Origin of the sequence: Entomomonas sp. E2T0 (genome assembly GCF_025985425.1) — a bacterium.
In the GTDB taxonomy this organism is placed as follows: Bacteria; Pseudomonadota; Gammaproteobacteria; order Pseudomonadales; family Pseudomonadaceae; genus Entomomonas.
This window is the reverse complement of record NZ_CP094972.1, coordinates 2967588-2982527: the sequence shown is the minus strand read 5'-3', so window position 1 is coordinate 2982527 and position 14940 is coordinate 2967588. Positions and strand designations below refer to the sequence as shown.

Here is a 14940-nt window from a genome sequence, read left to right as displayed (position 1 = left end):
AGTAACAGCTATATAATTATTTAAAACTTTTCTTATAGAAAATATCTAATGAACTTGCAGCACCACTAGCTGCTTCTAAATAAACTGTTTTAGTAAGTTTATAACGGAACATTAAAGTATTAAGCGAGTTAAAAATATTAACGCCATAGTGAATACTTAAGTCTTCTGTAATTTTACCACTTGCTGTAATGCTGGTATCATCTCCAGAGCCTTCTGTATCAAGTTGGAAATCTTGAATACCTACTTTACTTGCAACATTTGCAACTGATTCTGAAGAACCTGCTACCCCCATAGCAAGTGCTGCTTGGGCGAGTACATTATTATCACCTGATGACATGGGGCGACCAAATATAATATAAGATAACGCTTGATCTTGATTCATCGGTGGATTGGAGAATACTTTAGCTGTAGGCTCACTGGTTGGGCCTGTTACACGTATACCCGCTGTTACATCACCAACCTCTCTTATTGCTTCGATATCTAAAGTGGGTTCTGTGAGTGAACCAGTAAATAAAATTCTGGCTTTGCTAATTTTTAGACGTTGTCCATAAGCACGATAAATACCATCATTGAGATTAACAGAGCCTTGTGTAAATAAGTCTCTGGTAATTTTTAAGTTACCTGTAATATTAGATGTTAGACCAAAGCCTTGAAAACTAAGGCGATCACTTCCAATAAGCACTTCAACATCCATATTTAAGCGAATAGGTGCTTTAGTTTCAGTAGATTGTGTACTACTAACAATGACTGCATCAGAAGAAATGGTTACTGTAGAGGGAGGGAGATCCCTAACTTTAATAGCACCTCTAGGAATTTGAACAGTACCACTAACATTTAAGGTTTCAGTATCCATCTGTAATTTTAGATTAGCGCCTGCTTCTAAATTAGCATAAGGCGCTACAATGACAGGTAAATTATTGGCTTGCACAGCCATATTGATATTAAGGCCATTACCCCAATTAACATTGCCATTAAGTTTTGCATTACCTTGTTGACCACTACGCCACGAACCATCAAGTTTAAGGCTTTCGCCTTCAATTAGAGCATTTACTTGCAGTTGTTCTAAGCTAACAGGTATATCACCTAATACCGTGCCATTATTTAGTGTTACTTTACCTGATACATAGGGTTTCTCTAAGAATCCTGTGATTTTGCCTTGGCCATTAATTTTACCTTCGAGTTGATTAATATCAGGAGCAAAGGGTTGGAAGATACTTATATCTAAGCCATTAATAGAGAAATCACCAGCAATCGGTTTATTAGCTGCTAATGGATTGATGGTAAGTTGGCTTTTTAAGCTACCTAAGTTGCCACCTATAAAGTCTAAATGTGAGGTGATTTTGCTTGGTGTTAAATCTGCTAATAATGAAAGTTTTTGGTAGGGTAGGTCATGCCAACTTTCTTCAGAGTTTTCTCTCAGTTGGAAAGTACCACTATTAGCATTTATTTCAATTTTTCCAGTAGGACCAGATTGTGGCAGTTTTAATACAATGTTAGCTGCAAGAATACCTTTCCAATTGAAATTTTCAGGATACCAAGGTTTTAAACTGTCTAAAGGGAAATTAGCTAACTTATAGTTAATTTGTGTCTCTGGCAGTAATTTTTGTTGCTCAATGGCGCAAAGGGTTGCCTGACCATTTTGTAGACAATGACTGTCAAGAGTAAGCGCGCCTACGGCACTATAATGTAGTTTAGTTGGGCTTTGTAGCTGCCAGTCTTGACCTTGCGAGGCTAACTGTAATTTATTAATATCAACAATCCAATTATGTTGTTTGTCTTGCTGACTTTTTATAGCAGTTATTAGTTTAACCAGTCCATCTGTTAACTGTAATGTTAGTTGTTGATTATTGATATTACCATTACCCTCTATAATTAAATTACCTAACTGGGTAGTACCTGATCTAATATGATTTGCTTGTAGTTTGACAGTGGCTTGTTGTTGAGCATTTAAATTGGCAGTTAGTTGCAATTGGTTAATGCGTTGTTGTTGATAAGCTAATTTTTGTCCTGTTAAGTTAACACTGCCTTGTGGTTGTTGTAAGCTACCTGCAAGTTGGGCTTTGCCTCTTAAATTACCCGCTAATTCTGGTAAAAGTTGGTTGAGTGAAGGCATATTAATATCTAAGTTAGCTTGGATATTTTTGTTAAGTTCAGCATGTCCTGTAATCTGATTATTTCCTACTTTTACCAGTAGCTCAGGAATTTTCCATATTTGCTGTTTGGCTAAAACTTGAGTTTTAATTTGAGTAGGCTGATTACGTAAAGTCCCTGTAATATCAATTTTACTATCTGTTTCTATGGCACTATTTACTATCGTACCTGTACTATGAATATTACCATTTAATAGTCCTATTAAATCTGGTACCCAATAGTTTGGATTAATTGCTTTTAGATTAAGATCAGCTAGCCATGTAATAGTAGGATCAAATGTTACTTTTGCTTTGCCTGTGATATTGCCATTATCTGGTGTATCTACTTGTAATGTTTCAAGGGTAATCTGTTTTAAGTCACCTAGTAATTTCGAGGTGACAGCAAAATTACCAGCCGGCCCCGTTAAGGCAGCTTTGATATCCGCTTGATAGTTATTGTTTTGATATTGTAGGTTTGCTAGTAATGTACTTAGATCAACAGGAGGCGAGGATTCTAGTGGATATAACTGTTGCCAAGGAAAATGTTGGTAATCAATAGTAGCTTTCGCTTGTAGGCTAGGCTGAAAATTAGCTTGGCCAGTGATTTTTACAAACTGTTGTTCTGTGGTATTGAGAGTAAGTGTTTGTAGTTCTGCTTGTTTATCTGTTACTAAACTTTGTAAGGTTACGTTTACAGGGGTTGTTTGCCCTGCGAGTGTTGCATGGCTTGTAATACTAAATCCTTTCGCTAAATCACCTTTCGCGTTGAGGTTTAACTGCTTGATAGTTAGGCTTTTGGGTAAGTCCGCAACATTACTAGGAAAGAAGTCATTAATATTTACAGTTATATCAGCAGGTAAATCTTTTTCTAAAACATGTGCAGAACCATTGATCTTGGCTTGTAGATAGCCACTGCTTTCGATGGCTAAATTTAATTGTTTTTGTAGTTCACCTTGGGCATTCAGTTTAATTTGCCAAGGTGTTTCAAGTAATTGATCCAACTGTAACTGCCCTGCAATATTCAGTGGCCAATTGTCCGCTAATTGAATATTACCTTGTAAAGCTATATTAGCTTTTGCTTGAGCACTATATAACGTCAATGATTCAAAACTTACACTAGCATTACTCCAATGGGTATTAGTTAATAAGGTTTGACTAATGATTTCTTGGTTATCAAGTATTAATTTATCCAGTTGAATAGTTTTAATATCAATGCTGACAGGCAAATGGATGGTAGGTAATTGTATAGGTTCATCACTGGCTGACTCATTAGAGGCAGTGTCTTTATTATCTAGTAGTTTAATATTTAATTGTTCAACACTAAGTTTATCAATACACACATTAGCTTTAACCAGACAGCTCGCATACCAATCAAGGATAGGATGGTTAATAGTTACTTTAATACCATCATTTTGCCAAACTAATTGTTCTGCTGACCAGCCTCCACTCAATGTACCTTGAGGGTTGGTAATTGTTAAACCGGGTACAATATTAAGTAAGTAACGACTTCCTGTCTCGGTTTTTACAGCAAATGACAGGGCTGCAATAAGCAATAGGATTAAAATAAGTAAAATGATAAAAAAGTATTTTGCTATTTTACGTGTTAACTTCATAATTCAGGCCCCATTGAAAAGTGGAGTCTAACCGAGTTATCTTCAACACCATGGGCAATATCCACTCGAATAGGGCCAACAGGCGATACCCAACGTATACCTACACCTACCCCTGTTTTTAGGCCCATTGTCCATGAGTCACCAGCATTACCTTTATCAATAAAGGTAGCTGCGCGCCATTTTTCAGCAAATTGATATTGATATTCCATGCTACCAGCGATCATATAGCGGCCACCTATCTTTTTGTGATCATCATCTCTGGGTGAGAGTGTTTGATAGTCATAACCACGAACGCTCTGGTCACCACCTGCATAGAAACGTAATGAGGGCGGTATTTTTTCATAGTTTGGGCTATCGATTCCGCCTACTTCAATACGGCTTAAAAAACGATGCTTATCAGCAAAGGTGTAAAGACCTTTTGCTGAACCAGTGTAACGAATAAAATCGGCAGCAGATAAGAGACCTTCTTTGCCACCAGATAAACCAAATTGCAACCGATAACCTTTAGATGGATCAATACTATTATCAGATCTTAGATAAGAGTAATTAAAGCCAGGCATTAGAAACATACGAGTAGCATCTTCTTCACCTACTTTATAGGTTTCATTTTGCCAACGTAAAAAGAGTGTACGCATCCAACCGCTATCAAGTTTCTTGTTACGTTCTACTCCTAAGGTTAACAAGGTACTTTCAGTGTCTACAATATCTTCATGTTGTAAACCGGCAGTAAAACGTACATTGTCAGTTAATGGGTCTTCCATGGGGATTTGATACCATGTGGTAATATTTTGTCTAGGCCCTGAAACTTCTGTATTAAAACCTAGTTTATGGCCCCTGCTGTTAATCCATGGGCGTTCCCAGCCAAATTGTGTTCTCGGTCCAATATCTGTAGAAAAACCGAGTCCCATACTTAATACTCTTGATTTAGTTGCTTTAACTTGGGCAGTAACAGGCAGTTCAGTATGTTCTTTGTCAGTAGGGATGGCATCAATCCGTACATCTTCAAAATAACCACTAGATTGTAGGTTATTATTGAGTTCAGCAATTAGGTTTGAATTGTAAGGAGTCCCTTCTTTAAAATTTACAAAACGGTATAGTAAGTCTTCATCAAAGGGGTTATCTTCTCTACTGAACGTAACTTTTCCTAGTGTTGCTCGAGGGCCACTTTGGTATTTAATATTGATATCAGCTCTTTTTTCTTCTGGATTAATCAATAGTTGATGTTGAGTAAATTCACCAAAAAAGAAACCATAGTGTAAGGCTTGTGCTTTGATTTGTGATTTTGCACCTTCATAGACACCATGATTTAAGATGGCGCCTGTTGTTAAGTCTTGGCCACTGGGTATTTTAAATTCTTTAAGCGTAGCCGCATCGCCTTGTATATCAATATTTACATTTCTTAAATAAACAGGATCACCTAATAAAACCTTTATTTTCAGGGTAGGGTGATTAGTTTTTTTGCCTCTTACCCTTGTATGTACTTGAGTATCATAGTAACCAAGTGCTTGAGTAGCCTCTATCGCTTGTTTTTTTACAACAGTTTGCAGACGTAATAGAGTAGGTGTATCTTGGTCTTCAAAAGTACCAATGTAGGCTTCAATATTATCTTTAATGGCTTTATTTTCTGGTATAACCTCTACACTAATTTGGTTAGCTACTAATACTGTTGAGTAGCTAACTAAAGTAAAAAGTAGGGTGTTGTGGAAACGCATAGTGAAGTTAGACCAGTATTAGTAGTACAAGCAGTTATAATTTGTAGAAAACTATGTTTAAGCGTTGGATTAAAACAAAAAATAATATCAAAAGATATAGTACGTTCTGTTATAGATAATATTTAAATCGATTCTAAACCCTTTATCTATAAGTTAATTACCAATGTATTCACAGCCGCTGGTGCAAGTTTCTCTGATACAAATTTTAGAGAGTTCAGGTAGTAGTGGTTTTAGCTGTTGCCAAATCCAAATGGCTAAATTTTCACTGGTAGGATTTTCTAAACCTGCAATGTCATTAAGATAATTATGATCCAGTTGTTCATAAATAGGTTTAAAAATAGCCTTTATTTCAGCAAAGTCTTTTATCCAACCCATTTTAGGATCAACCTCACCTTGAACATAGAGGATGACTTTAAAAGAGTGTCCATGTAAGCGTCCACATTTATGCCCTTCTGGGACGTGGGGTAAACGGTGGGCTGCTTCAAATGTAAATTCTTTAAATAATTCCAAGGTAGTTAACTCGTTAAGCTATTAAAAGTGATATTGTAACAAGGAGCCGTTATTAACTCTATGCTTTATATTGAAATATGAGTATATAGCAACAGCTATAAAGTAATAGATTCTGTTTTTAAAACAGAATCTATTAAAACTTAGAATTGATAAGTGGCTGCTACCCTAAAGTTTCTACCTGGTTCGCTATAGTAGTCATAAGGTTGTAGGGATGTAGGCATACCACTTGAATCAGGAATATTTAAAGCATTCCAATATTTTTTATCCATTAAGTTGAATACGCCAGCTTGTAAACGCAGTCCTTTAACAGCTGATGGTTGCCAGTAGGCTGTTAAATCTACAACACCATAACCAGGTGCTTTGAAGTCAGCATCATTTTCGACTTTGTTTCTTCTTGCTGCACTGGTCATCATAATATCACCACCCCAATTATCACGTTGGTAGTTTAATCCTATGATTCCTGTTAGTGGTGCAATAGAGTTTAGATATTGATGTGTTTGTTGATCTTTACCTACAGCCCAAGCTGCTGAACTCCAAACTTTCCAATTGTTGGCAAATTGCCAGTGGGCAGTTGCTTCTGCACCATAAATATGCACTTTGCTGCGATTTTCCCAACGATCGACTCCATAACGATAGGTGCTTGGATCAAGTCCTAAACTTTGCATTGTACTATTATCAACAGTAATACTATCAATGAAGTTCTTATATTTGGAATAGAATAAATTAACTGAGCCACCTAGTTGTTCATTACCTAAATTTGCACCTAATTCGAAATTGTTACTTTCTTCTGGTTTTAACTTAGCATTGCCTAATGTGGCATAACCTACACCTGTGTTGATATAGTTCATATACAACTCTGTAGGGTCTGGCGCTTTAAATCCTTGTGACCAGCGAGCATAGGCTGTTAGCTGATCAGCTAATTGCCACTTAATGGTAAGACTACCTGATACTTTTGAATCTTTATTTGAACTACTGGTGTTTTGATTAAGTACATTACCAGCCACATAGTCTTTAGTATTTTGTGGCGTATGTTTGTAATAATCATAACGAATAGCAGGCGTTACTGTTATTTTTTCATTAGCAAAACTAATTTCATCAGCTAAATAAACAGCCCATTGTTGACCATGTGTTTTAGGCATATCTGATTGATTGGTATGTAATGAGCTACAGGCCATATAAAGAGCAAAATTAGGATCCCAAGGTGATGGCACAGAGGTAAATACAGGGCAGTTATCGTAACCACTAGCTGTTTGTTTAGCATTTAACTGATACCATTCGCCACCTATGGTTATTTTTTGATCAATATTTCCTTGGTTGAAAATCTTACTAATACTACCTGCAGTACCATACATTTCTTTTTGTAGTTGGTTATGGCGCATGTAGTTACCAATAGGTCTGCTGTTACGATAGGCTTGTTGCTTATTACCTCGTTCTGCATGTTGCCAATAAAGAACAGCATCAGCTTCATCTAACCAGCTATCATTGGAGGTTGTACGATATTTATAATCAGCAGAAATTCGTTGTCGTTTAACAATTTCTCTACTGTCATTATTATCTATTGCATAAGTTGTACCTTGACTGGTACGTAAATCTATATCTTTAGTTTTTGTGAATTGTTCACCTGTAAGGCCAATTTGATGACCAGAACCTAAATCCTGTTTTACTTTTAGTAGAAAGTTCTCTTGTTTAGTATCTGTAGGTTCAGGAGTAGTGCGTTGATTTCCATATAAGTTGCTATGGCCTTTGTTATCAAGCTCATGACCATGACGCTTACCTGCTTGAATAAGTACTGAAGTATTTGAGAAGCGGCCTGCCACGGCCATATTAAGTCCATAACTTTGATCACTAGAGTCATAGTCGGTTTTAAAAAGGGCACCATAATTTTTATCTTTGGTAAGTAAGTCTTCAGGGCTTAGGGTATAAAGATTAACAGAGCCCCCTAAACTACCAGAGCCTGATTGTGAGCCATTGGAACCACGAATAATATCTAATCTTGATAAAGTATTAAAATCAATACTATCAACACCACCCTTTTCACCACGAATACGATCATCTAAGTAAGGAAGGCGTATTCCATCAACTGTGGTAAGAACCCTGTCTTTTTCTAAACCGCGGATATTAATACTTTGGTTAGTTCTATTGAAATTAATCCCTGGTTCAGCTCTTTTAGCTAAATCTTCAAAGTTTCTAATGAAACGTTGGTCAAGGGTTTTATTTTGAATAGAAGAGACATTAGGGGGAGGTTGGTCTTCTAGTTTTTCACTGATTTGTAAAGTAGGTAATGTTAAATGGTTCTCTTTTGGTAATTCTTTTGCCACTACTAAACTTGGTACAACTAGTGCTACATATAGATGTTTCTTAAACTGGGACCTGCTAAAAGTGAACATATTTTTTCCCTGATAAAAAATTAACTATTATTTTTAGGAGGGCAAACTTTACATAAATAATAAACTTAATGCAAATAGTTATCATTTAGATTTACATTTAAATGGTTTTTAGGTAGTATTTTCTAAAACAACAAAACAGCTTTTAGGAAATATCAGTATGAAAACTGCAACACTGTATGAACAATGGTCTTCATTAAAAGAAACGCAACCTCAACTCAGAATATTGGATGCAGCTAACCAACTAGGTGTTAGTGAGGGTGAAATTGTTGCCAGTAGGGTTGGCATTGATACAATCAAATTATTACCCGAATGGGGATTGTTAATGCCAGCTATTGAAAGCTTTGGTCAGATTATGGCATTAACTCGTAATGAGTATTGCGTACATGAACGTAAAGGGGCTTATATTGATACGGCAATAGGAGAAGATAACAAAGTAGGGTTAATTGTTTCTCCTGATATTGACTTACGTTTCCTCATGAGTAATTGGGGAAGTGTCTTTGCAGTTGTTGATAAAGTTCCTGAGAAAATAGTTAAAGATGGAATTTTGCGTAGTATTCAAATATTTGATAAACAGGGTGTAGCTGTTCATAAAGTTTATTTGATAGAAGGCAGTAATATTGAAGCATGGACACCCTTTATTGACAGGTTTAAAGATCCAGAACAAAGTCAAACATTACAGTTAGAACCAAAACCATTAAGTGAGCCAACTATTGCTGATCAACAGTTAGATGTAGAGGCATTTCGAAAAAGTTGGGCCGAGTTAAAAGATACTCACCATTTTGTACCCATGTTAAAAGATTATAAGTTGGGTAGGGTGCAGGCTTTAAAATTAATAGGTAAAGAGTGGGCTGAGTCTCTAGCAATTGATTTATTACCTGAAGTATTTGAAAAAGCATCTAAGCTAAAGCAAAAAATTATGGTGTTTGTGGGCAATGATAATTGTGTGCAGATTCATACGGGCTTAGTGGAAAATCTTAAATGGGTTAATGGTTGGTTTAATGTATTAGATCCACTGTTTGATTTACACCTTAAAATGGAAGGTGTTGCTGAGTTGTGGCGAGTAAGAAGGCCAACTACAGAGGGCATCGTGACTAGTATAGAAGCTTATGATGCAAGTGGCAGTATTATATTACAGCTGTTTGGTCCACGTAGGCCTGGGATTCCAGAGCGTAAAGGATGGCGTGAGTTAGCAGAATCATTTCCTAGTCTTGAGGATAAATAGAATGTATCGTTGGTATTTAGCATTATTATTTCTATTAGGTATTGTATTAACAAGTTATGCTCATTCAGAACCTAAACATATTGTAAGTGTGGGAGGTTCTATTACAGAGTGGGTAGTGTTACTAGATGCTGAAGATAAGCTGGTAGGTATTGATACTACTAGTCTTTATCCTAAAAAAGTAACCAGCCTACCTAAGGTTGGTTATCAAAGGCAGTTGAGTGCAGAAGGTGTTGCTTCATTAAAACCTGACTTATTAGTAGGTAGTGCCGAAATGGGGCCTAACACTGTGCTGCAACAGATAAAAGATTTAGGTATAGAAGTTAAGGTATTATCTGATAAACCTGACTTAGAAACACTACAAAATAACTTATCTATTTTAGGCCAATTACTTAATAGACAAGCAAAAGCTAATGAGTTATTTCAAAACTATCAAAATAAACTTAATCAATTGAGTCAAGCTATAGATACTGCACGACAAACTCAAGCTACACCAAAGGTGTTGCTAGTAATAGGTTTACATGGAGGATTATTAGCTGCAGGTAAACAAACATCTGGTGATTGGTTAGTAGAACAAGCAGGTGGTAATAATGTAATGGATTTTAATGGTTATAAAGTGGTTTCTAATGAAGCATTAGCAGCTTTAAATCCTGATATTATTATTGTGGCAGATAGAGGTGGCAGCACTCAACAAGCCTTGATAACCAATATTAGTAAAACTGCACCTGCATTAACTATTACTAATGCTGCTAGGAATAATAAAATAGTCTTATTAGATGCTTCATTATTAGTGGCAGGATTAGGTCCTAGAATCCCTGAAGAGGCAACAAGGTTAGCTCATATATTCTATAATTTTCCTTATGACATTGCTGTAATTAAACAATTGTAATTATTTAACAAAATATACAAAGATATTATAAATGGCTAAACTGTTACTATTGAGAACAGATTAAACATTATTTTGTCGTAAGATAATTAATATATTTGATGATGAACACATGATTAGTAGAGTTGCTATAAAGCCTCTTTTTATAGGATTAATTTTGTTATTAATCCTTGTTTTTGCGCTATCTCTAAGTATTGGTGCGATACCTATTTCTTTTAAAGAGCTTTGGTATGTGTTATTCACTTCACAACCAGAGGCTTCTCAAAACAGTTTAGTCATTTGGCAAATTCGTATGCCACGTACTTTGTTAGGAGTAATGGCTGGTGCTGTACTAGCAATTTGTGGGGTAGCAATGCAAGGGTTATTTCGAAATCCTTTAGCAGATCCAGGGCTAATAGGTGTATCGAGTGGTGCTGCTTTAGGGGCAGGTATTGCTATTGTTTTTGGTACATCTTTAACTATTCCTTTAATTATCGAACCTTATCTATTATCTATTTTTGCTTTCTTAGGTGGAATAGTTGTTACGTGGTTAGTGTATAGATTGGGATTACGTAATGGTAGAACGGATGTTGCTACAATGCTCTTAGCCGGGGTTGCTATTACTGCTTTATCAGGCGCAGGGATTGGCCTATTAGCTTATATTGCCGATGATAGTATGTTACGTAAACTAACTTTCTGGAATATGGGTAGTTTAAATGGAGCTGTATACCCTAATTTGTGGCCATTATTAATAGTGACGATTGCTATTTGTATTTTTTTACCTTTTCGCGCTAATGGATTAAATGCTTTGTTACTAGGGGAGTCTGAAGCTCGTCATTTAGGCGTTAATGTAGAGCGAATAAAAATTGAATTGATTGTTTGTACCGCATTAGGTGTAGGTACCGCAGTTGCTGCAACAGGTATGATCGGTTTTATTGGTTTGGTAGTACCTCATCTTATACGATTATTAGTAGGTCCTAATCATCGAATATTATTGCCTGCTTCGGCAATAGCAGGTGCTTGTTTGCTTTTACTTGCAGATATTGTGGCGAGAGTAGTTTTAGCACCAGCAGAATTACAGATAGGTATTGTAACAGCGCTATTGGGTGCACCATTCTTTTTATATTTGCTGATGCGTAGGAGGTTTTAGTGATCAAGGCTGAAAACTTAACTCTCCAACGAGCAGACAAAACAATTATTGATAATATTGATTTAACTTTGCAGAGTGGTGAGTTGTTAGGTGTATTAGGTACTAATGGAGCAGGTAAAAGTACTTTACTAGCAGGGTTATGTGGCGAACTTGCCAGTGTAGCAGGGCAAGTGACTTTAGATGATAGACTGTTAGCTGATTGGCAAGCCACTGAGAGAGCCTGTCGTTTAGCTGTATTACCGCAAACAGCTAACCTGAGTTTTGCCTTTTTGGTCAATGAAGTAGTGGGTTTTGGTCGTTTACCTCACAATACAGGGTTTAAAAAAGACCAAGCTATTATTGAGGAAGTACTCGATTTAACAAACATTAGCTATTTAGCAAAACGTAACTATTTGGAGTTGTCAGGTGGTGAGCGACAACGAGTTCACTTAGCACGCGTATTAGCACAATTATGGCCTATTAATAATCAGTCAGTGTTGTTATTGGATGAACCTACCTCCATGCTAGATCCATTACATCAACATACTTTACTTAAAGTTGTTAAGTACTGTGCACAACAAGGTGCTACAGTAATGGTAATTCTACATGATTTAAATTTAGCTGCTTGTTATTGTGATCAACTAATATTTTTACAGGAAGGTAGAATTTTTACTAAAGGAACACCTCAGCAAGTATTAACTATAGAGAACGTTAAAACGATATTTGGTTTGGATGTATTAGTCCAGAAACATCCAATACAGGGATATCCACTAGTTATTGCATGTTAATTTGATATAGCTCTAAACAAAGTGATTCTCCTTTTGGTAGTTAAATTAATTTATATTATTATACCTAGCAGTAATTATATTGGTTATTTGAGTTACTACTATTTAAATGAAAGCTTCAAAAATCCAGATTGAAAATGAAGATGATAATTTCTTTAGTTTAAGTATTTGGTTTAGTAAAGATAGTTTTCTTAACTATATTATTATTTGCAGGGATGTATTAGATGATCCTGATACCATTGTGTATACGGAGTGTTTAGATAAACTTTATTATTTACAAACAACAGCAGATGAATTCTCTTATCAATTTATTGATAGTGTTTTACAGTTTCAACTAAGCACTGCAACACCTTTGCATTTTTTTACTGATAATAGTAAATTACAAGAGATAGAGTTAAATATTAATGACCTTAATAAAGTTCAAAATATATTAACGGATATATTTCAACCTAAAATGGATTATAGGAGGATACATTAGTATTAAGTAACCGCTGTAAGATTTTTAAAACACATAATATTATTTATTGATGTATAAGGGATTATAATATGAAAAAACTTTTATTTGTTTTTATTCTTTGTAGTGTAGGTACTTTAGTTCAAGCTCAAGCATATAAATGTAAGCAAAATAATGGGCAATATCTCTATTCAGATAAACCTTGTGTTACTTCCCCAGTACAAGTAAAAAAAACCGTTATGGCACCCAATGGAACAGTTGTTCAGCTAGCAAATGGTCTAACACCAATTCCATTACCTAGCGTTATTGTTACTGAGCTTTTTACAAATATAGAAAATGCTTGTAAAGCAAAAGATGGAGATGCTTTATTGGATCAGTTTTCTCAAGAAATGCAACAAGATATTAAAGAGAGGGCAGGCAATAAAACTATCTATGAAACAGTTTCTTCTGTTTGTAGTAAAATGAAAGTGATTAAAGAAGAGTTAAGTACATCCTCAGAGCAAACACTATTTGCTAGTAAAATGCCAAGTCAAACAACTATATTGTGTTTTTATAAAGAAACTAAGGGATTAGATAGTTGCATTGGTAATATTCAGATTACAGCCGAAAATAATAAATTAAAATTAAATGGTTACTAAATAGCAATATTATTTATATTAGGAAGTTGCTAATAGCTCACTAGTTGTTTTAAGCTAGTGAGCTGTTTCTCATAACATCATTAAGCAATGCAACCAGTAAAACAAAGCGTTAATATTTTTATAGCATTATGGCGTGTTATTAAATTATGTTTACATTTTAGTGTAGGTGCCATAAGAATATTCTTTTTTATAAGATTCTATGATGAGGCCAAAACTGCCAAAGTGCTTCGTGCATGGTCATCTAAATTAATGAAGATACTGGATATCAGGTTAGTGATTGAAGGTAATCTTCCACAACAATTACATAATACTTTGATTGTAGCTAACCATATTTCATGGCTAGATATTTTAGTTATTTTTACTGTAATAAAGCCACGCTTTGTAGCAAAACAAGAAATTAGCCATTGGCCTATTATTGGTAGATTGACTAAATTAGGTGATACTGTTTTTCTCGAGCGAGAAAATAAACGCGATATTATGCAGGTTAACCAGCAGTTATCAAAAGAGTTAGCTACAGGAAATTGTATAGCCGTTTTCCCTGAAGGAACTACTTCTGAAGGTTTAAGTGTAAATAAGTTTAAACCTTCATTATTTAAACCTGTTTATTGTTCAAAGGGTTGGGTAATACCCATTGCTATACAGTATTTAGATGCCCAAAGAAATATCACAACACGACCAGCATTTGTTGGGGATATATCTTTGTTACGTAGTGTTTGGAATGTATTAACCTGTTATCAATTAACTATTAAAGTTATTTTTAATGAAGTATTAGATAGCCATCAATATACTAGCCGAAGCCACTTAGCTAACACAGCACAACAACAAATAGCCAAGCATTGGATAACATATAATGGATCTAAAAACTAGATGGATAGATAGTTGTCAGCAGCTAGGCGTAGTAGCAGATCAAACTATTTTTATAAAATTAGTTCATTATTATTCACAGTCAGACCGTCATTATCACACTTTACAGCATTTGCAAGAATGTTTTAGTTATTTTGATTTAGTAAAAGATCAGACTGAAATACCTATAGCTATTGAAATGGCATTATGGTTTCATGATGCTATTTATAATGTAAAAGGTCATAATAATGAGCAGCTTAGTGCTAATTGGGCGGCAGAGTGTTTGCGATCATTGAATGCTAAACAAAGTATTATAGATCAAGTACAGCAATTAATTCTGATAACGGCTCATCAAACAATGCCACAAACAATCGATGAGAAAATAATTGTAGACGTAGATTTGGCTATTTTCGGAGCTACACCACAACGTTTTGCAGAATATGAACAACAAATTAGAAAAGAATATAGTTGGGTTCCTTATTTTTTATATAAAATGAAACGTAAGGCTATACTCAAGTCTTTTATAAAACGACCAGCTATTTATCAAACAGCAAAGCTATTTGACTTATTAGAGCAACAAGCCAGAGATAATCTTAGTAAAATAATTTAAGATTATGCCAGTTTTGCTGTTGTTAAAGATGGGGTGTTAGGTATCG

Annotated in this window: 12 protein-coding genes; 8 read left to right on the top strand and 4 right to left on the bottom strand. The window is 35.3% G+C overall.

Annotated elements, in window-relative coordinates; translation table 11 throughout:
• Window positions 1-16 precede the first annotated feature (16 nt).
• From MTZ49_RS14190 to MTZ49_RS14175, 4 genes are all read right to left on the bottom strand, one after another.
• The gene (locus MTZ49_RS14190; RefSeq protein ID WP_264746108.1) at window positions 17-3742 is read right to left on the bottom strand and encodes a translocation/assembly module TamB domain-containing protein; all 3726 of its coding nucleotides are present in this window, start codon (window positions 3740-3742) and stop codon (window positions 17-19) included.
• Window positions 3739-5454 (bottom strand): autotransporter assembly complex protein TamA, encoded by a 1716-nt coding sequence (locus tag MTZ49_RS14185; protein WP_264746107.1) that lies wholly within the window; start codon window positions 5452-5454, stop codon window positions 3739-3741. Before MTZ49_RS14185 ends, MTZ49_RS14190 begins: the two co-directional genes overlap by 4 nt.
• Before the next feature lie 153 nt (window positions 5455-5607).
• On the bottom strand, window positions 5608-5964 hold the full coding sequence (gene queD / locus MTZ49_RS14180; RefSeq protein WP_264746106.1) for a 6-carboxytetrahydropterin synthase QueD: 357 nt from the start codon (window positions 5962-5964) through the stop codon (window positions 5608-5610).
• A 140-nt stretch (window positions 5965-6104) separates the two neighbouring features.
• Window positions 6105-8351: a TonB-dependent hemoglobin/transferrin/lactoferrin family receptor gene (locus MTZ49_RS14175; protein ID WP_264746105.1), complete on the bottom strand. Its 2247-nt coding sequence runs from the start codon at window positions 8349-8351 to the stop codon at window positions 6105-6107.
• A 157-nt stretch (window positions 8352-8508) separates the two neighbouring features.
• Between MTZ49_RS14175 and MTZ49_RS14170 the strand changes: the two genes are divergently transcribed.
• The 8 genes from MTZ49_RS14170 to MTZ49_RS14135 all read left to right on the top strand — a co-directional run bounded on the left by MTZ49_RS14170 (window position 8509) and on the right by MTZ49_RS14135 (window position 14894).
• A complete protein-coding gene (locus MTZ49_RS14170) occupies window positions 8509-9573 on the top strand; it encodes a hemin-degrading factor (protein WP_264746104.1) in 1065 nt (354 codons plus the stop codon).
• Window position 9574: 1 nt separating this feature from the next.
• Window positions 9575-10459, top strand: a complete 885-nt coding sequence (locus MTZ49_RS14165; protein WP_264746103.1) for a heme/hemin ABC transporter substrate-binding protein — start codon at window positions 9575-9577, stop codon at window positions 10457-10459.
• Between the two features lie 109 nt (window positions 10460-10568).
• Window positions 10569-11585 (top strand): FecCD family ABC transporter permease, encoded by a 1017-nt coding sequence (locus MTZ49_RS14160; protein ID WP_264746102.1) that lies wholly within the window; start codon window positions 10569-10571, stop codon window positions 11583-11585.
• Window positions 11585-12352 (top strand): heme ABC transporter ATP-binding protein, encoded by a 768-nt coding sequence (locus MTZ49_RS14155; RefSeq protein ID WP_264746101.1) that lies wholly within the window; start codon window positions 11585-11587, stop codon window positions 12350-12352. The genes MTZ49_RS14160 and MTZ49_RS14155 overlap by 1 nt, the downstream gene beginning before the upstream one ends.
• A gap of 106 nt (window positions 12353-12458) precedes the next feature.
• Complete coding sequence (locus MTZ49_RS14150; protein ID WP_264746100.1) at window positions 12459-12827, top strand: hypothetical protein; 369 nt, start codon at window positions 12459-12461, stop codon at window positions 12825-12827.
• A 68-nt stretch (window positions 12828-12895) separates the two neighbouring features.
• The gene (locus MTZ49_RS14145) at window positions 12896-13441 is read left to right on the top strand and encodes a DUF4124 domain-containing protein (protein WP_264746099.1); all 546 of its coding nucleotides are present in this window, start codon (window positions 12896-12898) and stop codon (window positions 13439-13441) included.
• An 87-nt stretch (window positions 13442-13528) separates the two neighbouring features.
• On the top strand, window positions 13529-14308 hold the full coding sequence (locus MTZ49_RS14140) for a lysophospholipid acyltransferase family protein (RefSeq protein WP_264746098.1): 780 nt from the start codon (window positions 13529-13531) through the stop codon (window positions 14306-14308).
• Complete coding sequence (locus MTZ49_RS14135; RefSeq protein WP_264746097.1) at window positions 14292-14894, top strand: N-methyl-D-aspartate receptor NMDAR2C subunit; 603 nt, start codon at window positions 14292-14294, stop codon at window positions 14892-14894. Before MTZ49_RS14140 ends, MTZ49_RS14135 begins: the two co-directional genes overlap by 17 nt.
• The last annotated feature ends 46 nt before the right edge of the window (window positions 14895-14940 follow it).

Coding starts and splice junctions, on each gene's coding strand:
- MTZ49_RS14190 (WP_264746108.1), bottom strand. CDS start 3,742: ATGAAGTTAACACGTAAAATAGCAAAATACTTTTTTATCATTTTACTT.
- MTZ49_RS14185 (WP_264746107.1), bottom strand. CDS start 5,454: ATGCGTTTCCACAACACCCTACTTTTTACTTTAGTTAGCTACTCAACA.
- MTZ49_RS14175 (WP_264746105.1), bottom strand. CDS start 8,351: ATGTTCACTTTTAGCAGGTCCCAGTTTAAGAAACATCTATATGTAGCA.
- MTZ49_RS14170 (WP_264746104.1), top strand. CDS start 8,509: ATGAAAACTGCAACACTGTATGAACAATGGTCTTCATTAAAAGAAACG.
- MTZ49_RS14165 (WP_264746103.1), top strand. CDS start 9,575: ATGTATCGTTGGTATTTAGCATTATTATTTCTATTAGGTATTGTATTA.
- MTZ49_RS14160 (WP_264746102.1), top strand. CDS start 10,569: ATGATTAGTAGAGTTGCTATAAAGCCTCTTTTTATAGGATTAATTTTG.
- MTZ49_RS14150 (WP_264746100.1), top strand. CDS start 12,459: ATGAAAGCTTCAAAAATCCAGATTGAAAATGAAGATGATAATTTCTTT.
- MTZ49_RS14145 (WP_264746099.1), top strand. CDS start 12,896: ATGAAAAAACTTTTATTTGTTTTTATTCTTTGTAGTGTAGGTACTTTA.
- MTZ49_RS14140 (WP_264746098.1), top strand. CDS start 13,529: ATGCAACCAGTAAAACAAAGCGTTAATATTTTTATAGCATTATGGCGT.
- MTZ49_RS14135 (WP_264746097.1), top strand. CDS start 14,292: ATGGATCTAAAAACTAGATGGATAGATAGTTGTCAGCAGCTAGGCGTA.